Genomic DNA, 21,723 nt, shown 5'->3' on the forward strand with positions numbered 1-21,723 from the left:
AACCAGTTGTTATTTCAATATCTGCTTCCTCCAGCTGCGAATTTCCTGATTCAGAGATGTCAATGCAGGAACCTGGATCTGCTTATCCGATAACTTATATTGATTCTTTAATGTCAAAATCCTCAGGACACTCTCATCAATCCGCGATTCCGGTATTGTGCCATCCTCTACGCTGTGCTGTATTTGCTCTACGACTGCCCGTTCATTATCATACCCGTGAGCTATGAGCAGAATATCGCTTCCTGCCTTAATGGTATCTACTGCAGCAGTACTCAGGCTGTAATGCTTCATAATCGCACCCATAGTTAGGTCATCGGTAATCACCACACCTTTGAAGCCCATTTTAGTGCGGAGAAGATCGCCGATGATAGGTTTGGACAACGAAGCGGGTTTATCCGGATCCAGCTTAGGGAAAAGAATATGGGCAACCATGACGGCTTCAGCCTGTTCACGGACAGCCGCCTGAAAAGGAATCCATTCCAGCTTGGACAGCTGCGCTGGCGTTTTATTAACAACAGGGAGCTCTAGATGCGAGTCGACTCCCGTATCTCCATGACCGGGGAAGTGCTTCACCACAGGTATGACTCCTGCGCTGCGAAGGCCTGTCATTTCCGCAATCCCCATCTTCGTGACCAGAGAAGCCGCGCTTCCGAAAGAACGGTCACCGATGACTGGGTTCTTAGGGTTGCTATTCACATCAAGGACGGGGGCGAAATCCATATTGAACCCGGATAATCTTAGCTCCTTACCTAGTAATTGTCCCATGGTTCGAGCCAAGGAGACTTTTCCGGTGTCACCGACGGCTTTATTTGATGGGATTGCTACAAATTCTTTGGGGAGTCGACTGACTTTACCGCCTTCCTGGTCGACGCTGATGAACAGAGGAGCAGCATTATTAGTATTGCTGTTCTTTAATTGATTAATCAACTTAACCATACCTGGCAGATCCGAGATATTATTGGCGTACAAAATAATACCGCCGACTTTATCTTCAGTGATCATCCTTTTGGCGTTGGCATCAAGTGCTGTTCCCTCAATGCCTACCAGCAGCATCTGGCCTATCTTGTCCTCCAGCGACATTCCGGCAATTGTAGCAGCAATTGAATCCTTAATTGAATCCGTGGCAGGAGGAACAGTAGCTGTCGGTTTGACAGATGAATCTTTAGCCGGAGTGGCTGTAGTACGCGGTGTTGACGTTACGATAGTGGGAGCACTGGATTCAGCCGGAGCAGCAGATGCTTGTCCTGCTTCGCCTGTATTGCTGCCAACACAGCCTGTAACTACGAAAGTACAAAGGATCAACGTGGATATGGAACTGAGAAGAGGGTGTTTAAACATTGCTATGTCATCGTCCTTTCAAATGGATAAGTTGAGCTAGGGAAAAGAATGTTGCATACTGCAAAACAATTATAAAGCACCAACTCTCTTTTGCCGAGTGAACACTTCCGGTCCCCGGCAAAACTGTTTCTCTAGACCCACCCGAGCCTTAACGTGTAGTATGGAACGATACTAAACTTTGGAGGATCTGCTTTGGAAACATACAAAACCATCAAACAGGGTGAGAGGGGCGCCTGGCTCAGTATCATCGCTTATATCATCCTGTCCGCAATCAAGCTGGCCGCAGGAACCATTTCAGGATCCCAGGCTTTATTCGCGGATGGACTAAATAACAGCACAGATATTGTGGCTTCCATTGCAGTGCTAGCCGGCTTAAAGATCTCCCGGAAGCCACCTGATTCGAATCATGGCTACGGACATTTCAGAGCGGAGACCGTAGCCTCTCTTGTGGCTTCCCTGATTATGATTATTGTCGGATTTCAGGTCTTATATCAAGGTATTAATAAATTTGCACAGCCTTCTCATGTAGCGCCGGATCTCTACGCCGCCTGGACTGCTGCAGGCTGTGCGATAATTATGTATCTGGTGTACCTGTATAACCGCAAGCTTGCCGGCCAGATTAATAGTAGTGCGATGCATGCCGTAGCGCAGGATAACCGTTCAGATGCCATGGTCAGCATAGGCGCTTTTATCGGAATTATGGGCTCCCAGTTCGGTATTCCTTGGCTTGATCCCCTGACCGCAACTGTAGTTGGCTTACTGATTTGCAAAACAGCTTGGGATATATTCCGCAAGGCTACCCATGATCTCACAGACGGCTTTGACGCTGATAAGCTTGAAGAGATGAAGAATACGGTTGCCGAAGTCGATGGTGTACAATCCATTAAAGATATTAAAGCCCGAATCCATGGCAACATTGTACTTGTTGATACTACAGTACTTGTAGATCCTTCACTCAACGTGGTCCAAAGCCACGACATCACTGAAGAAATTGAAGAGCAGCTGATGAAGCAGCATCAGGTCTCCAATGTTCATGTTCATATTGAGCCTCTGTAGTTTATTGAATGGTGGAGGTTAGTTAATCCTAGCTGTAGGAGAATGGTGGTGCCAGGGCACTTCCGTACTCCTACAGTTTTTTTCTTGTAGGCATTAAATATCCGTCAACTCTCGAGAGGAGCGAAGTAGAATAATGTCGTGTGATGTAATTAACTGTTATTTTTTATACAAAAGCTGAAAATAAAGTGAACGATTAGATATGAAAAATTTGGATGAGAGTATGGTGAGCGTATGATTTCGTGGAAAGATTCGTACAACATTGGAGTAGAGACAATCGATTGTCAGCATCGTCAGCTCTTAGTTAGACTGAACGACTTCTTTGAGGCCTGCACCAACCAGCAGGGCAAGGAAAAGATTGATGAAACACTTAAATTTCTGAAGGAGTACACCATTGAGCATTTCGGCAGTGAAGAGCAGTTGATGAAGGACATTGACTTCCCCGAACTCAAGGAGCATCAGGAGACTCATGCCGAGTTTGTGAAGACAGTCCTGGAACTGGAAGAAGCCATCAATACCAAAGGCGTATCCATTCTTTCTACCATTAAGCTGAACCGTACATTAACGGACTGGCTGTTAAATCACATTAATAAATGCGACCAGTTGATCGGCGATTGCATTGCTAAGCGGAATGCCAGCGCGTAAGAGCCAGCATTCTTCTCAAATAAATATTCCTAAGCTGCCTTAGAGTTCTCTGGGCAGCTTTTTGTTTGGTCAATATGTTAAAAATCAAGATAAAATAATACTTGACCGATCGTTCAAAAAACTTTATATTGATACTCATATTAGATTCGAGAACGTCCATTCTCGAATTACAGACAGGAGTGGGAAGATGGAGCAGGTAGTGAAAAGAGGGAGAATATATTATGGATGGTTCGTAGTTGCCATCGTGTTCCTGGTGCTCTTGGTGGCAGCAGGTATCAGTTCAATACCCGGAGTATTGATGCTTAAGTTTGAACAAGAGTTCGGCTGGAGCCGTGCATCCATTTCAGGCGCCATGTCCATAAGAATATTCCTGTATGGTTTAATGGGGCCGTTCTCGGCATCCCTAATGGCACGTTTCGGCATCCGTAGAATCATGCTGATCTCCATGATCATGTTAATCGCAAGCTTGGCATTGACGCCATTTATGACTCAAATCTGGCATTTCCTTGTGTTATGGGGTGTCCTGATGGGACTGGGCTCAGGTTCACTGGCGAACGTGCTTGGTGTAACTGTAGCGAACCGCTGGTTCGTGAAACAGAAGGGACTTGTGGTGGGGCTCCTTACTGCCAGCGCAGCAACAGGGCAACTATTATTCCTGCCGCTGATTGCAAAGATCACAGTGGTTTTCGGCTGGAAATATGCGATTTACACGACAATTCTTGTATTACTGATCCTGATACCGGTTGTGGCTATTTGGATGAGAAATCATCCATTTGATAAAGGAGTTGCTGCCCTAGGTGAGAGTGAAGTAATGCCACCTAAAGCTTTTACCGGTAATCTCTTTCTGGAGCCGCTGCGGGTTCTGGGCCGAGCAATGAAGAACGGTACCTTCTGGCTGCTGGCAGGAACCTTCTTTCTCTGCGGATTCTCTACAAACGGTTTGATCGGAACTCATCTGATTCCCGCCTGCGGGGACTTCAATATTCCGCTCGTTACAGCAGCAGGTTTTCTTGCGTTAATGGGAATGTTCGATATGGTGGGCACTACCATGTCCGGCTGGTTATCCGACCGGTTTGACAGCAGATGGTTATTATTTTGGTATTACAGCCTGCGTGGTCTTTCGCTGATCTTCTTACCTTATGCGCTGAGCGGCGGATATACGATGATGCTGATTTTCACTGTATTTTACGGATTGGACTGGATTGCCACAGTTCCGCCTACGGTGAAAATAACTTCTGATATCTTTGGCAAAGAGCAGGCAGGTATGGTGTTCGGCTGGGTTGTTGTCGCGCATCAGATTGGTGCATCAACCGCTGCCTATGGAATGGGGTTAATGAGGGAATGGATGGGAAGCTACAGCGTCCCATTTGTAACGGCAGGTTTCCTTTGTTTCTTCGCATCGCTGATGGCTGTCCGCATTGTCAAAACCGTAAAAACTTCCCGTGCCTTAAATGCTTAATCTAAGCCTAAGTACGCAGGATTTACACGAACCGTCCAGCTCATTAGTGGGCGATTTTTGCTATGAATTCATAGATTTGCATATTGGATTTTATCCGGAGATAATAAGTTTAGAATATGCTAACAACAGGCATAGAGATGCAAATGGAAAAGAGGAGAGACTATGAATAAATCACGCATGCTGGTTATGGGAACCGTGATGGTTTCCGTTCTGCTTTTATTCAATTATTACATTGGGTTTCATGTATGGGAGCTGTTACTGGAATGGTCGCCGGGTATGCCTGCAGCCGGGTTCTGGACGGTGTTCTTGATCGTTGCCTTTGCCTACGTGATTGGCCGAATTCCATTACCGAAGCCTTTGAAACCAGTGGGAAGATTGTTCAAGGTAATTGGCTCTTATTATTTGGCTTTCATGGAATTTGCCTTGATTATCCTACCACTAACAGATTTGCTCTACTGGGGTATGCGGCTTGCCGGGGCATCCATGGATCACTTTGTAACTGAAGCCGGAGCAACACTGCTTATTCTGCTTGCTATTTTCTTCCTTTGGGGTTCGCGTAATGCCTGGAGCGTAGTGGTTCGTTCTCATACCTTGTCCATCGATAAATCAATAGGAACAAGCACACCTCTCACCGTTGCCGTGGCATCCGATCTGCATTTGGGGAATATCGTGGGCAACCGTCATTTACAACGCATGGTTAATCGTATTAATGAAATGAATCCGGATATTATCTTGCTGGCTGGTGATGTGCTGGACGACAGCATCGAGCCCTTCATCCGTAATGATATGAGTAAAACACTGCAGCAGCTTAAGGCGAGACATGGTGTATATGCCGTACTTGGCAATCATGAATATTACGGCGGTTCGATCCAGGAATATACAGAGGTTATGGAAAGCATTGGGATTCAAGTCCTACAGGATGAAGTCGTCCAGACAGCAGGCGTTTACATTGTTGGAAGAAAAGACAAAACAGCCGAGTCCATGGAGGCGGCGGGCCGGATCAGCGTACCTGATCTACTGGAGAATCTTGATCATTCCCGTCCGGTAATCATGATGGACCATCAGCCTACCGGCTTCGACATTGCTGCAAAGGCTGGGGTGGACATTCTTTTGTCGGGTCATACGCATCGTGGACAGATTGCTCCAAATCATTGGATCACCAAACGACTGTTTGAACTGGATTGGGGATATTTACTGAAAGATAAACTTCATGTCGTTGTTTCATCCGGGTTCGGAACATGGGGACCACCCATTCGCCTTGCCAGCCGTTCGGAGATTATCAAGCTTGAAGTTATGCTGGAGGGCAGCAAGAAGTATAACGAAGAGTTGGTTACAAGTAAAACCGTATTAGTTTGACAATAGCTTATTAATCGTTTATTTTAAAACTAGTTAATAGCTTAACTATATTATTGTTAGATTGAGGCTGAGTGATGGATAATTTGCAGCAATACCTGCTGGAACAACCATTAACCGCAAGGGCATTCTTCGGTCTGGTGGAAGCTACGGCTGAACTGGTAGGTGTATCTGAGAAGTACTGGCAGGCTAAAGGACTGAATGGTGCCAGAATACGAATTCTCGTAGAAATTGCCAAGGCGGGAGGAAGAATGCTTCCTTCTGAGCTTGCCCGGACTATAGGCGTTACCAAAGCCAATATTACACTTTTACTTACTCCTCTGGAGAAAGACGGATTTATCTCCCGGAACGCCGACGGGGAAGACGGACGGAAGAGCGTGATATCAATCACCGGACATGGGCGTCAGTTGTTGATAGACCATATTCCGGGTAACCGGCAGGTCATTGCGGAGCATATGGGCGGACTTTCCGAAGCTGATATGGAGCAGTTGATTTCTTTATTGCAGAAGCTGATAAAACCGGCACGGTGAGTGCCCAGCTTCTGCATTTTTTTAGGAATATGGTTAAGCGCTAAACTATAATGATGAATGGAAAGGATTGAATTCTATGTCGATCTTAATCACAGGGGCAAGCGGGAAGCTTGGGAAGCTAGTTATTCATGAGTTAAAGCTTTTAGCTCCATCGCAGAGAATTGTCGCTTTGGTTCGCAAGCCTGGAGAAGCCGCTGATGCGTTGGCTGCGCAGGGCATTGAAGTACGCTATGGAGATTATGATCTGCCGGAGACGCTGGAGTCTGCTTGTGCAGGGGTGACTAAATTACTGTTAATCTCCAGCTCCCACTCCGATAATGACACAAGAATCGCTCAGCATGAAAGAGTGATCTCAACAGCGATAGAGGCAGGAGTTCAGCATTTGCTGTATACAAGCTTTGCATTCCCGGCGAAGGGACCTATTCCACCCGGACATGTTCATCTGCTAACGGAAGAAGCTATCCGGAATTCGGGTATCCCTTATACCATTCTGCGTAACTCTTTATATACGGATTTCGTCGGAGCATTAAATCTTCCGAAAGCAGTAGAAAGTGGAGAACTGGTAACCTATCCGGGGGATTGGGCTTTTAACTCTGTGATTCGTGAAGATCTTGCTGCCGCAACCGCGGCTGTGCTGGTTTCAGAAGGCCATATAGATAAAATTTATGAGCTTACTGCACCCCAAACCTGGGACTTTGAAGAATTATGCTCTGTCCTCTCAGAGCTCACAGGACAATCCATTCGGCATAGGCAGGATGAAGAGGCGAAGAGCTGGCTTTACGGATTCCTGGGCAGCATCAATACTTCAGCCGTTTCCTCAGACCTTGAAATGTTGATGAAACGGCAGGTTACCCCACTTAAAGCCAGCATCCGGCATTTTCTCCTCGAGTCCGGCAACAATTAATCCCTGGCTCCGGCATACAGCATTCTTGCGAGACGGCCCGGCTCGGTCTTAACAGTGGTCATATGGTCACCAGCCCCTTGGATAAAACGGTACATTCCCAGTCGGTTAGCCATATGTGGAAACCATCCATAGTCTTGACTTCCATGCGGCAGCGCGGAATCCTCGGTCAGATGCACATAACTCTTAGGAATGTCCAAAGTGAAGTACTTCTTGAGATTCAGTTTCTCGAACAACGGTTTGGCGGGCTCGGGAGAAATTCTATTGTATAAACATTTGACGGTCTCGAGACTCCCCAGGTTGGCGAAGTTCTCCCGGAATAAGGGGAAAGGCAGCATAACCGTATCATCCTTTGAGCTTTTTCTTAGCTGCTGAAAGGCTTCTCTGGTAGGGAGCGGCAGCTCATCCGCCAGGCTTTGACCGTCATTCAGCACGAAGGCGTTTAGAAAGACAAGCCGTTTGATCCGCTCGGGAATCAGTTCGGCTACTTTTTGAATTACCGTCCCCCCGAAGCTGTGGCCTACAAGGATAATATTCCTTAAATCATTGTTACGGATAAAGTGAGTGACTGATCCTGAGATCATGGCATGAGTTACATTCTTATTGCGGTCCGTTCCATGCCCGGGATACTCAGGGGCATATACCATATGACCCATGTTCTGAAGTTCGGCTGCGATGCCGTTCCAGAAAGTGCAGTCTGCCCACGAACCATGAACCAATACAAATGTAAGCGGCTGTGGCTGATCGGGGTGGCTGTTCTCCATTTCAGAGGCCCAGGGGGATGGTGCAAGCCATAAGTGATCGGGGTACATTCGGCCGAATGGATTTATGGATGATGCGGTAAAGTAATGGTGGCTTGGAGTATACGCCCACGTACGGACCTGATGGCGGTCTCCGGATTCCTGTTCATTATTCTGCATGATATAATTCCTCTCAATTCTCAGATCATTCAGCATATGCCTATTTTTTATGGAAGGTTAATTGACCGGACAGACAAATCCGGCTATATTAAAAGAAGTTGAGATGGCGATGGAGTTCGCCATAACCGCCGGTAACGGCTGATGACTCCTACCAGCGATTATTCTGCTGGTAGGAGTCTGTTTTTTTAACGGGAAGGTTATTATACGTCTGAGGAGATTTGAATACATATGCAAATGTTAAGAAGCGGTTTATCTTTATCGAAAGCCTTTATCAAGTGGATTCTGCTCGGAAGCGGGGTAGGTATCCTATCCGGAACGGCTTCAGCGTTCTTTCTGATCAGCCTGGAATACGTAACTGGAGTTCGGATGGATCATCCTTGGCTGCTGTATCTGCTGCCTGCCGGTGGAGCATTAGTAAGTTATTTATACCTTAAATTCGGAAAGAACAGCTCCAAAGGCAACAATCTGATTCTGGAGCAGATCAATGACGGTAATGAGACCATACCTCTGCGTATGGCGCCGCTTGTTCTGTTCGGCACACTTGTGACGCATCTGTTTGGCGGTTCGGCAGGCCGGGAAGGGACTGCGGTCCAGATGGGTGGAAGTCTGGCAGAAGCTTTCGGCAAGCTACTCAAGGTGAGTCCGACAGACCGGAGAATTCTGTTGATCTGCGGTATAAGCGGCGGCTTTGGATCGATCTTTGGGACCCCGCTAGCTGGAACGGTTTTCGGCCTCGAAGTGCTGGCAATTGGCTTGATTAGTCATGAAGCGTTACTGCCGGCTTTTGTCGCCAGCTTCGTGGGTCATCTGGTAACAACCTCGTTCTGGGGAGTGTCCCACATTCACTATAATGCGGGTCTTGTACCGGACCTTTCTGCCATCGTACTGCTTAAAGTTATCGTGGCTTCTATTCTCTTTGGGTGGACAGGCATGCTGTTTGGTGAGTTAACGCACGCCCTGAAGAAGGGATACACTTATCTGTTTAAGAACCCGGTGATCAAGAGCGCCATCGGCGGTGTTGTTGTCATCGGTCTGGTTATGGTGCTTGGTACCCGGGATTACCTGGGACTTGGCATTCCCTTGATCCAGGATTCGTTCAGCACCATCGTATCTCCTTTTGCTTTTCTGTGGAAACTGATCTTCACTTCACTTACGCTGGGTGCTGGCTTCCAGGGCGGTGAGGTGACTCCGCTGTTCGCGATCGGGGCGACACTCGGCAACTCTTTGTCCGGCTTCCTGCATTTATATGCTCCGTTTCTGGCTTCCTTAGGCTTTATTGCGGTATTTTGCGGAGCGACGAATACACCGATCGCCTGCTTTCTGATGGGCATCGAATTATTCGGATCGGGTGGAGCAATCTATATGTTCATCGCCTGTCTAGTCAGTTACCTGTTCTCCGGCCATACGGGCATTTATACCTCTCAGCAAATCGGAATCTCTAAGACTCACGATATCCGTGTTCTAAAGGGGACAACCTTAGGTGCCTTTAAGCTGGGGAGGAACAAAAGAAACGGGAGTGAGCAGAAATGAAGACCTTGCTGATCGCTGATGATGATGTTCATATCCGCACCCTGCTGAAGCATGTGCTTACAAGAGAGGGCTACTTTATCCTTGAAGCCGGAAATGGACGAGAGGCTTTGGAGAAAATGAAAGAAAATACGGTAGATTTAGCTGTTGTCGATATAATGATGCCTTATGTGGACGGACTTGAGGTCTGTCAGTATATCCGTGAAACGTATGACATTCCGATAATATTACTAACCGCTCTTCAGCAGCTTAGTGATAAAGAACAAGGATATATGCGCGGTACGGATGATTATGTGACCAAACCTTTTGAACCGGAGGAGCTGATCTACCGGATTAAAGCGCTATTTCGCCGTTATTCCGTCGCATCTAGTGATAAGCTACGCCTGAACCGGCTGATCATCGACCGTAAAAATTATGAGATTACCGATGGTGATAATATGCTGCTGCTGCCTGTGAAGGAATTTGAGCTTTTAGCCCAGCTGGCGCAGTATCCGGGAAGACTGTTCTCCCGTAGCGAGCTGATTGAACTGGTCTGGGGTGCGGATTATGAGGGGGATGAGCGGACGGTGGATGTGCATATCAAACGGCTCCGGCAAAGATTTGCCGATTATCAGGATAATTTTATCATCCGGACGGTCCGCGGGATTGGCTATAAGGTGGAGTTGAGCACCCCATGAAGCACCCTATGAAGTCACTATACGTACGAATGTGCTTTGTCTTTTGTTCAGTTATTGTATTTAGCGGATTGTTCGCATTTCTGGGTTCGAACTTCTATTATCAGATTAAAGTCAAACCACAAAATGATGCCAAGCTCACCGGAATGGCATTGCAGCTTCAAGAATTCAGTAAGAGTTATCCGGAGACGACAGATGATTATCTGTCCAGCTCAGCGGCTTTGGGGTACAAGTTGTATGTCACCGATGGGCAAGGGGATGAACGGTATTATGGTACACCATTCCGGGAGAAGAATCTGGATTCAGACGTCATCCGCAATGTACTTCAAGGCGAGGTTTATCACGGCGTTGCCGAGTTCCCGCGCCAGTTATTTGTCACCGGATTTTTTGACAATGAACTGCGTAACTCGATTGGAGTATCCATAGTTATGAATAACCGGACCTATGCCTTATTTCTGCGTCCGGATGCTGAAGTACAGTTTGGGGAGCTCCGTATCTTTTTCGCGATGATTCTTGGGTTGTCCTTATTGTTCAGTCTTTGGTTCGTCATGGTCAGTGTGCTGCATGTGGTTAAACCGATTACCCGGCTTACCGCTGCAACGAAGAGCATCTCCAAAGGCAGATATGATATTAAACTGAACACACGCAGGAAGGACGAGATCGGCCAACTGGCTTCGCATTTTATGATCATGAGCCGGGAGCTGGAGCAGACTAACCGGGCAAGAGCGGAATTTGTCGCCAATGTCTCTCATGAAATTGAATCTCCGCTTACTTCAATCCAGGGGTTCGCCCATTCATTAAAGAATCCCGGCCTGGCGGATGAAGAGAGAGATCAATATCTTTCGATTATTGAGGAGGAGAGCCGCCGTTTATCCCTGCTGAGCAAGCAGCTACTCACGTTGTCTTCACTGGACCATGAGGGTAAATTACTCCAGATCACTTCTTTTGATCTACGCACACAGCTGCGTCAGGTAGCGCAGATTATGGAATGGAAGCTGGCAGGCAAGCAGCTTTCATTGCGTCTCAATGTGCCGGAGATTAGCCTGCGCGGAGATGTGAATCTGCTGCATCAGGTATGGATGAATCTGGTGTCCAATGCGGTAAAATACACTGCTGAAGGCGGAGAGGTCACGGTAAGTGCGAATATGGAGGGTGCGAACTGTATTATCCGTGTATCGGATACTGGAGAAGGCATTTCACCGGAGGATCTGCCGCGAATCTTTGACCGCTTCTACAGAGCAGACCGGGCGCGGACAAGGGATACCCATAGCACGGGCCTTGGTTTGTCTATTGCGTTTAAAATAGTCACGGCACACGAGGGAACGCTTGAAGTGGAGAGTGAACTCGGTAAAGGGACAACTTTTACAGTCACTCTGCCGGGTTTGTAATTCATTATTCATACTCCGTTCATTTAAGTCTTCTAAACTGTCCATATACAGATTAGAAGGAGTGGTAGTATGTTTTTAGCTTTAAGGGAAATCCGGCATTCGAGGGCCAGATACGCGCTGATTATGGTCATTATGCTGCTGGTTTCCTTTTTGGTGCTGTTCGTCACCGGTCTGGCGAGAGGTCTGGCCTATGCGAATATATCAGCGGTCCAGAATATGCCTGCGAATTATTTTGTCGTTCAAGGGGATGCCGATCAGACCTTCCGGCGCTCACAATTGACAGATGCCGACTTACAGCAGGTACGCTCGGTCGTGGGTGAAGAGAATGCGGCTTCGCTCGGGATTCAGATGAGTACCATAATAGCTAGTGATACCGATGTGAAGACGGATATTACCTTTTTCGCGATAGATATGAAGGGGCTTCTGGCTCCAGAGGTTGCCGAGGGAAAGAGGCTTGAGAGTGACCAATCCGGTGGTGTGCTGATCGACCGCAAGCTGGAGCAAGAGGGAATCTCAGTGGGCAGTACAATTGTTGACCAGACAACCGGAATGAGCTGGATGGTTACGGGGGTTGTAGAGGATAGTTCATACAGCCATACACCTGTAGTCTATATGAATACGCTGGACTGGAAGCAGATGAAGCAAGGTGCTGTCGTGAATAATGCTGGAGATTCTGGTGCACCATCAGCCTCTTTTAACGTTATCGCCATCCATGCTTCGAACAGCCAGACCGCAGCAATTGAAGCGGCTTCTAGTAATGTAGAGGTCATCACCCAGAAACAGGCGATTTCCAGCATTCCCGGCTATTCCGCTGAGCAGAATTCGCTGATGATGATGATTGTCTTCCTGTTCGTCATTGCTGCGTTTGTACTTGCAGTCTTCTTCTATGTGATTACGATTCAAAAAACAAGCCAATTCGGCATCTTAAAAGCTATGGGAACAAAAATGTCTTACTTAGCCTGGAGCGTCGTTGGCCAGGTCATGATTTTATCGATAGCCAGTCTGTCGATCAGTCTGCTGCTCACGTTTGGCATGAATATGTCGCTTCCGGATGAAATGCCGTTTCAACTGGAGCCTTCGACCATTCTCATAACAAGTGTGTTGTTTATTGCGATGTCCTTGCTGGGTTCTTTGATATCAGTGGCAAGAGTTGCGAAAATTGATGCTTTGGAAGCGATTGGGAGGACTGGCGCATGAGTGCGAAGTTAATGATGAAGCAAGTGACCAAAACCTATGGTGACGGGGACACAACCTTATCCGTATTGAATAAACTCGATCTTCAGGTCAATGAAGGCGAATTCGTCGCCATTCTGGGGCCGTCTGGATCTGGCAAAAGCACCTTCTTGTCTGCAGCCGGAGCTCTGCTTACACCGACAAGCGGTGAAATCTTTATCGATGGAGAATCATTGGCGGATAAAGATAAAGCTGAATTAACCACACTCCGTCTGCACAAGATCGGCTTTATGTTCCAGAGCGCACAGCTGCTGCCATATCTGAAAGTAGAAGAACAACTTCTCTATGTCGCCAGACTGGCTAAGCTGGATATGAAGGAAGCGAAAGCACGTGCGGCAGATTTACTGAAACGGCTCGATATATGGGAACGCCGCAACCATTATCCGGAGCAGCTGTCCGGTGGCGAGAAGCAGCGTGTGGCCATTGCCAGAGCCTGGATGAACAAACCGGCTATCCTGTTCGCAGATGAACCTACAGCGAGTCTGGATTTCAAACGGGGGCAGGAAGTCGTTAGAATGATCGCAGATGAAGTTCGCAATGAAGGCAAGGCTGCGGTGATGGTTACCCATGACGAGCGGATGCTGGAGTGGTGTGACCGGGTGCTGCTATTGCAGGACGGTATATTGGTCGAAAGATAATTGGATTAGTGGAAATGAATACACCCTTTGGAGCGAGTGAGTTCCAGAGGGTGTTTTTTTATGGATTTGAGAAATAGGGATAGGTTAAGTAAGCTTTGTTCGTGAAGTTAGGTTATCTCGTACTGTTTCGGTAAGCGGATGGAGAAAGTCCGGTTAGCTTCTTAAAATATTTAGAAAAATGGGCGAGTTCCATCCCTACCTGCTCCGATAACGCCGAAATGCTGAGGTCGGAGGTGGACAGCAGACGCTTGGCATATTCCATGCGCTTCACCTGGACATAGTGCATCGGCGGAACACCCATGAATTTCTTGAAATAAGGGATAAAATAATTCGGATGTAGATGAACCAGCTCCGCAAGCTCTTCAACTTCCAAGGGCCTATTTAGCCGTTCATCAATATAGTTAAGCACGTTAGCAAGTTTACCCTGGTCGCTGGTTTGGATAAATTCCTGCATGAAATTGGCGTGCCCTCCGGCTTCCAGGCAAGTAGCTAGCAGGCTTAATAGAGATGACTGGATTCGCAATGTCGACAGCACGTCTCCAATCTGAAACTGCCGGATCAGATCCGTGAACACCGTCCGCGCCAGATCCGGGTCCGGGGCATCACTCAAATACAGCTTAGACGAGTGGAACAGCGGCCATTCCCCGATCCGGGCGTCAAAATGGCAGAAATAACGGGTATATGGATTCTCGGCAGAGGTAAATGTAGTCTGTGTTGATCTGGCAGGCATAATCATCAGTTGCCCCGGTTTGGGATAATACGTAACCCCATTAATTATTACCTTGCCTTCACCCTGGTCAATGAAATACAGACGGTTAAAGGAAGGTGTCTCATTGCTGCGGTTCCAGCCCGGGAAGGTACGGGTGAGCTGGGCATAAGTGACCGTCATTGTAAGATTCTCCAGCAGGCGTCCCGGAATATTGGGCGGCTCTTTCATCCTCTCATTCCCTTCTTTTAAAGTGATAACTCTATTATACCGCTTTCATTTAACTAATACATCTTATTTAATGACAAAAGATTCTTAGTTCCAGTCATGTTCACTTTCCCCGATTACGTATATTCTCAATACAAAGGCAGTCACATTAAGAATTGGGAAGTGATCCGCGAGTGCAGAACGTTCGATACGGCATCATTGGAATAGGTAATATGGGCAGGAGCCATGCAATAAGTTTGGTTGAAAATATCAAAGGGGCGACACTTGCAGCAGTATGCGATGTGAACGAGGAATGCCTCAAATGGGCAGATGAGCATCTTCCGGAGCAGGTCCAGAAGTTCAACTCTCCAGAGGAATTATTCGCTGCAAAAGCTGTAGATGCTGTACTCATCTCTACTCCGCATTATGACCATCCAACTCTAGCGATAGAAGCTTTCAAATATGGCTATCATGTACTGATCGAGAAGCCTGCCGGGGTGTACACCAAAGCTGTGCAGGAGATGAACGATGCGGCGGCTGTTTCGGGCCGTAAATTTGGCATCATGTATAACCAGAGAACGAATCCGCTATATCAGAAATTGAGGGAACTGATTCAGTCCGGAGAACTTGGTGAAATCCGCCGTACCAACTGGATTATTACGAATTGGTATCGATCACAGAGCTATTATAATTCAGGCGGCTGGCGGGCAACCTGGGCCGGTGAAGGCGGCGGAGTACTGCTTAACCAGGACCCGCATCAGCTGGACTTGTGGCAATGGACAACAGGGCTTATGCCAAAGAGGATACGTGCCTTCTGCCATTTCGGCAAATACCGGGATATCGAAGTCGAAGATGATGTGACTGCTTATGTAGAATACGAGAATGGCGCGACTGGATTATTTGTAACCACAACAGGGGAAGCACCGGGCACGAACCGGTTTGAAATCAGCGGGGATAACGGGAAAATCGTGGTAGAGGACGGGAGTTTAACCTTTTGGCGGTTGCGGACACCTGAGCCGAAGTTCAATGCGGAGTTCACCGGAGGATTCGGCGCGCCGGAGTGCTGGAAATGCGAGATTCCGGTAGTTAAGGGCGAAGGAGAACAGCATCAAGGGATTCTGCGTAATTTCACAAATGCTATTCTGCATGATGAACCTCTGCTTGCCCCTGGTGAAGAAGGAATTCGTGGTCTAACTTTATCGAATGCGATGTATCTCTCTTCTTGGACCGATAATTGGGTGGAGCTGCCGATCGATTCGGAACTGTTCTATACGAAATTAAGTGAGAAGATCCAAACCTCCAGTTACCAGAAGAGAATAGTTGAGAGCCGTACTTTGAATGTTACGGGGACCCATTAAGAATCACTTCATTTACTTGTCACTAATTCTACTCAGGAGATGATCATCTATGCAGGCCTCTCAAATTGCTGCACAAATGTATACGTTCAGAGATTACACCAAAACCGCTGCAGATCTGAAATTGACCTTTCAAAAGCTGGCAAAAATCGGATATACGGCTGTACAAATTTCCGCAATTGGTCCTATCGATCCCAAAGTTGTCAAGGAGTATGCCGATGAATACGGCCTTCGTATCTGTGCTACGCATGTGCCATGGACTAGATTAATCGGGGATTTAGACAGCCTTGCGAAAGAGCACCAGCTTTGGAATTGTCCTTATATCGGGCTTGGCGGGCTGCCGGACTCCTATCGGACGAATCAGGAAGGATACCGCAACTTCGTAAGACAGGCTTCTACGATTGCAAAATGGCTGAAAGAAAATTACGGGCTGCAGTTTGTTTATCATAATCATGACTTTGAATTTGAGCGTCTCGACGGGGTAACAGGCATGGATATCCTGCTTAATGAGACCGATCCTGCCACTTTCGGATTTGAGCTTGACTTATATTGGCTCCAGGCTGCTGGAGCTGACCCCATCGAATGGATTCGTAAAGTGCGGGGACGGATGCAGGTCGTACACCTGAAGGATATGGCTATTGTGAACCGGATTCCGGTATTTGCCGAGATTGGTGAAGGGAATATGAACTACAGCGGCATCATCGATGCCTGCCGGGAGAACGGCGTGGAGTGGTATGTCGTCGAACAGGATGAATGCCGCCGGGATCCTTTTGAAAGTGTAGCCATAAGTTTGAAGTATCTGCAGCAAAAAGTAGCGGTTACGCGATGAGTCGAAGTGACGGCATGAACTATGCACCCAAACACAAGACTTTGCCTGTGGTACAGGCTGGAGAATTTGTGTTTGCAGCCATGGCCCTGGAACACGGACACATTTATGGAATGTGTAATGGGTTAACCGAGGCTGGAGCTACGTTGAAATGGGTATATGACCCGGATCCGGTGAAGGTTAAAGCATTTATAGAAACATATCCCGGAGTCATGGCTGCCCGGTCTGTTGAAGAAATATTGAATGACCCGGAAGTACGCCTGGTAGCAGCAGCGGCCATACCATCAGAACGCGGACCACTTGGCTTGAAAGTTATGGCTAGCGGGAAGGATTATTTCACAGATAAGACCCCTTTTACTACACTCCAGCAGCTGGAGGACGCCCGTCTGCAGACCATCCATACGGGGCAAAAGTACATGGTCTATTTCAGTGAAAGGCTGCATTCGGAAAGCGCGGTGTATGCCGGACGACTGATCCAGGAAGGGCGAATCGGACGCGTATTGCAAGTGCTTGGAACAGGACCCCACCGCTTGAATGCACCCAGCCGCCCGGATTGGTTCTTCCAGCGGCAGAAATACGGCGGGATTCTCTGTGATATCGGGAGTCACCAGATCGAGCAGTTTCTATTCTATGCCGGTTGTAAAAGAGCGACCGTACTTCACAGTAAGGTTGCGAACTATAATAACAACGAATATCCAGAGCTTGAAGATTTCGGAGATGCTACGCTTCTCGGTGATAATGGGGCAACCCAATACTTCCGTGTAGATTGGTTCACGCCGGAAGGACTCGGAACATGGGGAGACGGACGGACCGTGATTCTTGGTACTGAGGGGTACATCGAGCTGCGGAAGTATATCGATATTGGCCGCTCGAACACGTCAGATCATGTGTACTGGGTCGACCGGCAAGGTGAGCATTATGAGCAGGTGGCCGGGACCGTCGGGTTTCCATTCTTCGGTGAGCTTATTCTGGACTGCCTGAATCGAACAGAGATTGCAATGACACAGGATCATGTATTTATGGCTGCGGAATTGTGCCTGAAAGCACAGAATCAGGCGATGAACCTTACACCTGATATTCTAAGATAACGCGCGGGGTTCGCGCAGAAAGAAGAATGAATTGTGCCAATCACGAACGAACGGGGTGTGGCGATTATTGGATGTGGAGCCATTTTCCCTCTGCATGCCCAAGCGGTCTCGGAAATAGAAGGTGCGCGCCTTCTTGAAGTTGTCGATTTGGATGCAGCGAAGGCAGAGCATTGGGCTGATGAGTACGGCTGCTCCTGGAGCAGCGATTACCGCACCCTTTTGAACAGAACAGATATTCATCTCGTACATTTGTGTACTCCCCATTACCTTCATGCCGATATGGCAGCAGATTTCCTGCAAGCGGGCAAGCATGTCCTCACAGAGAAGCCGATCGCATCGGAAATGGGTGCGGCAGAGCGGATGATTGATGCTGCTCAGCAGAGTGCATGTCAGCTTGGAGTCGTATTCCAGAACCGTTATAACGATCCTTCCCAGCATATCAAGCAAATCATAGCTTCCGGTGAACTTGGACAGCTGATCTGCATGAAAGGAATCGTAACCTGGCACCGGGATGAAGCCTATTACCGGCAAAGTAGCTGGCGGGGCCGCTGGGACACGGAGGGCGGAGGGGTTCTGATTAATCAGACTATCCATACGCTGGATTTGCTCCAGTGGTTCGGTGGTGAGATTGCTTCGGTTCAGGGCAGTGTTTCAAATGATTCATTGGCGGATGTGATCGAGGTGGAGGATTCTGCGCATGCGGCGATCTTTTTCAACAATGGTGTGAGAGGTTTGTTCTATGCAACCAATGCCTATCTCGCGAACTCTCCTGTGGAGCTTGAACTCGTATTCGAGCACGGGACCTTAACACAGCGTAGAGATTGTCTATATCTGTGGAAGGACGGGCGCGAAATCATGCTGTGCGAACCGATTGAAGGAACAGGTAAGGGTAAAAGCTATTGGGGCACCAGCCACAGCCGCCTGATTCAAGATTTCTATGCACATATCATGGACGGGCGGAAGTTCTGGATTGATGGAAGTGAAGGGTTAAAGGCATTGAAGCTGGTGAAAGAGATTTATCATTCTTCGCGGCAGCGAGATCGTAAATAAATACGTAACATACACAAAGACTCCGGTATTTGGGTTCATCACTGATGATCCCGTATACCGGAGTCTTTTTTAATACGCAGCGTCTAGATTCATTATTTCGCTGGTTCTATTTGATACATTTGCGTGGAGTCCAAAGGGATCTGCTCTGCCTTTATAGATATAAACTTACGTATCTTCCAAACTCCATTCACTTTGACAAGCTCCACAGGCATGTTGTTGTATTTTAATCTGGCTGCAATGTATTTCTTACCCATGCTGTCGGTTCCCAGAATATCATGAATGTTGGTATACTTTGCTGTTGCTTGATTCCCTGTAATTGTGATTTCACCGAAGCTTTCAATAGTGTCTCTATAAGTTCCGTCCTTTTCAGCGAAATACTTATTCAAGAATTCCACAGTTTCAAAGGGTTTCTCGAATACACTTCTGAAGCCAACGGCATCTTGATTTGCTAAATAGGTAAGATGAGCTGTTAATATCTTCTTGATTTCTTCTTCGTCTTTAAGCTTTTGCGCAGCCGCTACTTCCGGATCAATTCGAGCCGCTGCCTTCTGTTTAATAACTATGGTATTCGTTTTACTATCAAAAACGGCTGTTGAATTCAACGCTACAGAAACGAACTGCAGGGGAACCATCGTATTGCCGTTAATAACCTGAGGGGCAGAATTCAAAGTAACTTCTTTGCCGTTCAAAAGAGCTTTTTTGGAGCCGATAGTCATTACGATCGTCGTTTCCGCTTTCACCGCTTTAATCTGCTGATTCGCCTTATTCCACTCAAAGGTTGCACCAAGTGCTGTAAAAATATCTTTCATTGGTACCATATAACTTCCATCTACTTTATAGGGAGCAACTTTACTGTGCTGTTCAATACCTTCGATTGTGATCTTAACCGGCTGAGTGGCTGCCGCTGCCATGCTTGGTGAGAGTACACTGGTGCTTAGTACAGCTGATAATGCGATGACATAAATGAGTTTCGACAAGACGATTCCTCCAAAGTTAGATTTACCATAAAGATCTCTAGTAGAACCAGTTTATACAAATCAGAATGTTATTCCTATTAGATAAATCATGTTTATGTTGATTGAGGACATATGTCCTTCACGAATTCCCGGATATATCTTTTAATGAATGAAGAGAGAAGAGTGAAGGAGAGAGTTGGGATGAAGGGAATTATATACGCGTTTATAGGCGGGGCCTGCATCACCTTGCAGGGGGTGGCTAATGCCCGGATCAGTCAGGATATCGGTACATGGCAGGCAGCTACAGTTACGCAATTGACAGGATTTATTATGGCGCTGGTTATACTACTGTTTGTACGCGACGGGAACTGGAAGGGGTTTACCCAGGTGAAACCGCTATACATTACTGGTGGCGGATTGGCGGCGTTCATTATTTTCAGCGAAGTGACTGCGATTCAGACGATAGGTGTTACTTTTACCATTTCTGCACTGCTGATTGCCCAGCTCTGCCTGACGTTCCTGATCGATATCAGGGGCTGGTTCGGCGTGGTCAAGCGAAAGATGGGCACCCCGCAGTTTATCGGTATTGGAATGATGATTGCTGGCGTGGTCGTACTGAAATTATAGTACATGGAATGGAATATAGGAGGTGACCTGCAGGCGATGACAGTCATACAGGATAAAGAACAGCTGCAGAAATATATAAGCGTGCATGGAATCGAACCTATTTTCAATGAGCATCTTATGCCGCATTTATCACTATACAGCTATGATGTCGGGGAGCTTATCTGTTCCAAGGGGGACACTCCGGAAATCCTGTACCTGCTGGTTAAGGGGAAAATCAAGATCTTTACGACCTCGGCGGAAGGTAAAACGTTGATTCTATCTTTTAAGAAGCCGCTTGAAGTCATTGGGGATATTGAGTACATCCAGGGAACTGACCTGATAAATACTGTTGAGGCGGTTTCACCTGTGCATATGATTGGCATTCCTTATCGCTGGTTGAACCAATACGGGAGGAATCATCCGCCGCTGCTGCAGTTTTTACTGGAGATCATTACGAGGAAATTCTATATCAAATCCAACTTTCTTAGCTTCAATCTGATGTATCCGGTGGAGGTGCGGCTCGCCAGCTACTTGCTATCAGTGACTTTCGATGAATCCGATAGTGGATTTGAAGGGCAGCTGAGTACGCTCAGTCTTGGAGATACGGCGAATCTGATTGGCACGAGCTACAGACACTTGAACCGGGTAATTCAGCGATTTAGCATGGAGGGTCTGGTTGAACGCAGCAAAGGAGTTATCCTTGTGAAGAATCGTGAGGGATTGAAGGAGCTGGCAAGTACTAATATCTACGAATAAGGAGTGATTAAGTATGTTAATAGGTTTAATACTGGCGATGATCGCGGGAGCACTGGTCAGCCTGCAAAATATATTCAATACCAAAGTTAACGAAGTCACAGGCTCCTGGTCTACGACTACTCTGGTGCTTGGAATGGGGTTTCTGGCTTCTCTAATGGTAGGTCTGATTCTGGAGGGAAAAGGAATGTTTGTGCTGCAGCAGATGCAGCCCTGGTATTGGTTCAGCGGGATGATTGGCGTGGGTGTTGTCATCTGTCTGGTACAGGGAACGAAGCTGCTGGGTCCTACCTATGCCATCTCTATCGTTCTGACTTCACAGCTTGCTTTTGCCTTATTGTGGGATTCACTGGGATGGTTGGGCCTGGACAAGGTTCCTTTTACACTAAATCAGCTCATCGGCGTGGTGGTCATCGTTGGCGGTATCCTGGTATTTAAGTTTGGCGGCCGTGAACAACAAGCAGAAGCAGAGCCAGTAACAATCACACGTGCTTCTTAATGATAGTGGCAGTCCGGG

Annotated in this window: 22 protein-coding genes and 1 riboswitch; of the genes, 18 read left to right on the forward strand and 4 right to left on the reverse strand. The window is 47.4% G+C overall.

Annotated features, from left to right (window positions below):
- Nucleotides 1-9: 9 nt before the first annotated feature.
- The gene (nagZ, locus tag ACAN55_RS01755) at nucleotides 10-1,338 is read right to left on the reverse strand and encodes a beta-N-acetylhexosaminidase (protein ID WP_379127176.1); all 1,329 of its coding nucleotides are present in this window, start codon (nucleotides 1,336-1,338) and stop codon (nucleotides 10-12) included.
- A 192-nt stretch (nucleotides 1,339-1,530) separates the two neighbouring features.
- Here nagZ and ACAN55_RS01760 point away from each other — a divergent pair, with 192 nt between their 5' ends.
- The 6 genes from ACAN55_RS01760 (at nucleotide 1,531) to ACAN55_RS01785 (ending at nucleotide 7,282) form a co-directional block, all read left to right on the forward strand.
- Complete coding sequence (locus ACAN55_RS01760) at nucleotides 1,531-2,394, forward strand: cation diffusion facilitator family transporter (RefSeq protein ID WP_379127179.1); 864 nt, start codon at nucleotides 1,531-1,533, stop codon at nucleotides 2,392-2,394.
- 231 nt (nucleotides 2,395-2,625) lie between these two features.
- Complete coding sequence (locus ACAN55_RS01765) at nucleotides 2,626-3,036, forward strand: bacteriohemerythrin (RefSeq protein WP_379127182.1); 411 nt, start codon at nucleotides 2,626-2,628, stop codon at nucleotides 3,034-3,036.
- 187 nt (nucleotides 3,037-3,223) lie between these two features.
- A complete protein-coding gene (locus ACAN55_RS01770; protein ID WP_379127185.1) occupies nucleotides 3,224-4,495 on the forward strand; it encodes an MFS transporter in 1,272 nt (423 codons plus the stop codon).
- Between the two features lie 162 nt (nucleotides 4,496-4,657).
- Nucleotides 4,658-5,851, forward strand: a complete 1,194-nt coding sequence (locus tag ACAN55_RS01775) for a metallophosphoesterase (protein WP_379127188.1) — start codon at nucleotides 4,658-4,660, stop codon at nucleotides 5,849-5,851.
- A gap of 74 nt (nucleotides 5,852-5,925) precedes the next feature.
- Entirely contained in the window at nucleotides 5,926-6,378 is a 453-nt protein-coding gene (locus tag ACAN55_RS01780; RefSeq protein ID WP_379127191.1) for a MarR family winged helix-turn-helix transcriptional regulator, read from the forward strand.
- 76 nt (nucleotides 6,379-6,454) lie between these two features.
- Nucleotides 6,455-7,282, forward strand: a complete 828-nt coding sequence (locus ACAN55_RS01785) for an NmrA family NAD(P)-binding protein (RefSeq protein ID WP_379127194.1) — start codon at nucleotides 6,455-6,457, stop codon at nucleotides 7,280-7,282.
- Here the strand turns inward: ACAN55_RS01785 and ACAN55_RS01790 are convergent.
- Nucleotides 7,279-8,199, reverse strand: a complete 921-nt coding sequence (locus ACAN55_RS01790; RefSeq protein WP_379127197.1) for an alpha/beta hydrolase — start codon at nucleotides 8,197-8,199, stop codon at nucleotides 7,279-7,281. The genes ACAN55_RS01785 and ACAN55_RS01790 overlap by 4 nt on opposite strands.
- 96 nt (nucleotides 8,200-8,295) lie before the next feature.
- A riboswitch (Fluoride riboswitch) is annotated at nucleotides 8,296-8,357 on the forward strand.
- A 70-nt stretch (nucleotides 8,358-8,427) separates the two neighbouring features.
- On the opposite strand from ACAN55_RS01790, the gene ACAN55_RS01795 reads away from it, so the two are divergent.
- The 5 genes from ACAN55_RS01795 to ACAN55_RS01815 all read left to right on the forward strand — a co-directional run bounded on the left by ACAN55_RS01795 (nucleotide 8,428) and on the right by ACAN55_RS01815 (nucleotide 13,659).
- Nucleotides 8,428-9,729 carry a voltage-gated chloride channel family protein gene (locus ACAN55_RS01795; protein ID WP_379127199.1) on the forward strand — a complete coding sequence of 434 codons (1,302 nt, stop codon included), beginning with the start codon at nucleotides 8,428-8,430 and terminating at the stop codon, nucleotides 9,727-9,729.
- The gene (locus ACAN55_RS01800) at nucleotides 9,726-10,403 is read left to right on the forward strand and encodes a response regulator transcription factor (protein ID WP_379127201.1); all 678 of its coding nucleotides are present in this window, start codon (nucleotides 9,726-9,728) and stop codon (nucleotides 10,401-10,403) included. The genes ACAN55_RS01795 and ACAN55_RS01800 overlap by 4 nt, the downstream gene beginning before the upstream one ends.
- Nucleotides 10,400-11,788, forward strand: coding sequence for a sensor histidine kinase (locus ACAN55_RS01805; RefSeq protein WP_379127203.1), 1,389 nt, complete (start codon nucleotides 10,400-10,402; stop codon nucleotides 11,786-11,788). The genes ACAN55_RS01800 and ACAN55_RS01805 overlap by 4 nt, the downstream gene beginning before the upstream one ends.
- 69 nt (nucleotides 11,789-11,857) lie before the next feature.
- The gene (locus tag ACAN55_RS01810; RefSeq protein WP_379127205.1) at nucleotides 11,858-12,985 is read left to right on the forward strand and encodes an ABC transporter permease; all 1,128 of its coding nucleotides are present in this window, start codon (nucleotides 11,858-11,860) and stop codon (nucleotides 12,983-12,985) included.
- Nucleotides 12,982-13,659: an ABC transporter ATP-binding protein gene (locus tag ACAN55_RS01815; protein ID WP_379127208.1), complete on the forward strand. Its 678-nt coding sequence runs from the start codon at nucleotides 12,982-12,984 to the stop codon at nucleotides 13,657-13,659. Before ACAN55_RS01810 ends, ACAN55_RS01815 begins: the two co-directional genes overlap by 4 nt.
- A gap of 112 nt (nucleotides 13,660-13,771) precedes the next feature.
- On the opposite strand, the gene ACAN55_RS01820 is transcribed toward ACAN55_RS01815, so the two are convergent.
- Nucleotides 13,772-14,596: a helix-turn-helix domain-containing protein gene (locus ACAN55_RS01820; protein ID WP_379127211.1), complete on the reverse strand. Its 825-nt coding sequence runs from the start codon at nucleotides 14,594-14,596 to the stop codon at nucleotides 13,772-13,774.
- A 170-nt stretch (nucleotides 14,597-14,766) separates the two neighbouring features.
- Here ACAN55_RS01820 and ACAN55_RS01825 point away from each other — a divergent pair, with 170 nt between their 5' ends.
- Genes ACAN55_RS01825 through ACAN55_RS01840 form a run of 4 tightly spaced genes read left to right on the forward strand, consistent with a single transcriptional unit; the run spans nucleotide 14,767 to nucleotide 18,891 of the window.
- Nucleotides 14,767-15,930: a Gfo/Idh/MocA family protein gene (locus ACAN55_RS01825; protein WP_379127214.1), complete on the forward strand. Its 1,164-nt coding sequence runs from the start codon at nucleotides 14,767-14,769 to the stop codon at nucleotides 15,928-15,930.
- A 49-nt stretch (nucleotides 15,931-15,979) separates the two neighbouring features.
- A complete protein-coding gene (locus ACAN55_RS01830; RefSeq protein ID WP_379127217.1) occupies nucleotides 15,980-16,756 on the forward strand; it encodes a sugar phosphate isomerase/epimerase family protein in 777 nt (258 codons plus the stop codon).
- Nucleotides 16,753-17,841 carry a Gfo/Idh/MocA family protein gene (locus tag ACAN55_RS01835; RefSeq protein ID WP_379127220.1) on the forward strand — a complete coding sequence of 363 codons (1,089 nt, stop codon included), beginning with the start codon at nucleotides 16,753-16,755 and terminating at the stop codon, nucleotides 17,839-17,841. Before ACAN55_RS01830 ends, ACAN55_RS01835 begins: the two co-directional genes overlap by 4 nt.
- A gap of 33 nt (nucleotides 17,842-17,874) precedes the next feature.
- Entirely contained in the window at nucleotides 17,875-18,891 is a 1,017-nt protein-coding gene (locus tag ACAN55_RS01840; RefSeq protein WP_379127222.1) for a Gfo/Idh/MocA family protein, read from the forward strand.
- Nucleotides 18,892-18,983: 92 nt separating this feature from the next.
- Here ACAN55_RS01840 and ACAN55_RS01845 read toward each other — a convergent pair whose 3' ends face one another.
- Nucleotides 18,984-19,868 (reverse strand): copper amine oxidase N-terminal domain-containing protein, encoded by an 885-nt coding sequence (locus ACAN55_RS01845; RefSeq protein ID WP_379127224.1) that lies wholly within the window; start codon nucleotides 19,866-19,868, stop codon nucleotides 18,984-18,986.
- A gap of 180 nt (nucleotides 19,869-20,048) precedes the next feature.
- Between ACAN55_RS01845 and ACAN55_RS01850 the strand changes: the two genes are divergently transcribed.
- From ACAN55_RS01850 to ACAN55_RS01860, 3 genes are read left to right on the forward strand one after another with little or no spacing between them, the layout of a single operon-like run.
- The gene (locus ACAN55_RS01850; protein WP_379127227.1) at nucleotides 20,049-20,474 is read left to right on the forward strand and encodes a DMT family transporter; all 426 of its coding nucleotides are present in this window, start codon (nucleotides 20,049-20,051) and stop codon (nucleotides 20,472-20,474) included.
- Between the two features lie 36 nt (nucleotides 20,475-20,510).
- Entirely contained in the window at nucleotides 20,511-21,209 is a 699-nt protein-coding gene (locus ACAN55_RS01855; RefSeq protein WP_379127229.1) for a Crp/Fnr family transcriptional regulator, read from the forward strand.
- A gap of 13 nt (nucleotides 21,210-21,222) precedes the next feature.
- A complete protein-coding gene (locus ACAN55_RS01860) occupies nucleotides 21,223-21,705 on the forward strand; it encodes a DMT family transporter (protein ID WP_379127232.1) in 483 nt (160 codons plus the stop codon).
- Nucleotides 21,706-21,723 lie beyond the last annotated feature (18 nt).

Source organism: Paenibacillus oryziterrae, assembly GCF_042610485.1.
Taxonomy (GTDB): domain Bacteria; phylum Bacillota; class Bacilli; order Paenibacillales; family Paenibacillaceae; genus Paenibacillus_AQ.

Bases quoted from the DNA above. Each gene is read 5' to 3' on its own strand.
- ACAN55_RS01820 (WP_379127211.1), bottom strand. From the start codon at position 14,596: ATGAAAGAGCCGCCCAATATTCCGGGACGCCTGCTGGAGAATCTTACA.
- ACAN55_RS01815 (WP_379127208.1), top strand. From the start codon at position 12,982: ATGAGTGCGAAGTTAATGATGAAGCAAGTGACCAAAACCTATGGTGAC.
- ACAN55_RS01805 (WP_379127203.1), top strand. From the start codon at position 10,400: ATGAAGCACCCTATGAAGTCACTATACGTACGAATGTGCTTTGTCTTT.
- ACAN55_RS01770 (WP_379127185.1), top strand. From the start codon at position 3,224: ATGGAGCAGGTAGTGAAAAGAGGGAGAATATATTATGGATGGTTCGTA.
- ACAN55_RS01855 (WP_379127229.1), top strand. From the start codon at position 20,511: ATGACAGTCATACAGGATAAAGAACAGCTGCAGAAATATATAAGCGTG.
- ACAN55_RS01830 (WP_379127217.1), top strand. From the start codon at position 15,980: ATGCAGGCCTCTCAAATTGCTGCACAAATGTATACGTTCAGAGATTAC.
- ACAN55_RS01790 (WP_379127197.1), bottom strand. From the start codon at position 8,199: ATGCAGAATAATGAACAGGAATCCGGAGACCGCCATCAGGTCCGTACG.
- nagZ (WP_379127176.1), bottom strand. From the start codon at position 1,338: ATGTTTAAACACCCTCTTCTCAGTTCCATATCCACGTTGATCCTTTGT.
- ACAN55_RS01800 (WP_379127201.1), top strand. From the start codon at position 9,726: ATGAAGACCTTGCTGATCGCTGATGATGATGTTCATATCCGCACCCTG.
- ACAN55_RS01835 (WP_379127220.1), top strand. From the start codon at position 16,753: ATGAGTCGAAGTGACGGCATGAACTATGCACCCAAACACAAGACTTTG.
- ACAN55_RS01775 (WP_379127188.1), top strand. From the start codon at position 4,658: ATGAATAAATCACGCATGCTGGTTATGGGAACCGTGATGGTTTCCGTT.
- ACAN55_RS01810 (WP_379127205.1), top strand. From the start codon at position 11,858: ATGTTTTTAGCTTTAAGGGAAATCCGGCATTCGAGGGCCAGATACGCG.
- ACAN55_RS01860 (WP_379127232.1), top strand. From the start codon at position 21,223: ATGTTAATAGGTTTAATACTGGCGATGATCGCGGGAGCACTGGTCAGC.
- ACAN55_RS01765 (WP_379127182.1), top strand. From the start codon at position 2,626: ATGATTTCGTGGAAAGATTCGTACAACATTGGAGTAGAGACAATCGAT.
- ACAN55_RS01850 (WP_379127227.1), top strand. From the start codon at position 20,049: ATGAAGGGAATTATATACGCGTTTATAGGCGGGGCCTGCATCACCTTG.
- ACAN55_RS01785 (WP_379127194.1), top strand. From the start codon at position 6,455: ATGTCGATCTTAATCACAGGGGCAAGCGGGAAGCTTGGGAAGCTAGTT.
- ACAN55_RS01780 (WP_379127191.1), top strand. From the start codon at position 5,926: ATGGATAATTTGCAGCAATACCTGCTGGAACAACCATTAACCGCAAGG.
- ACAN55_RS01795 (WP_379127199.1), top strand. From the start codon at position 8,428: ATGCAAATGTTAAGAAGCGGTTTATCTTTATCGAAAGCCTTTATCAAG.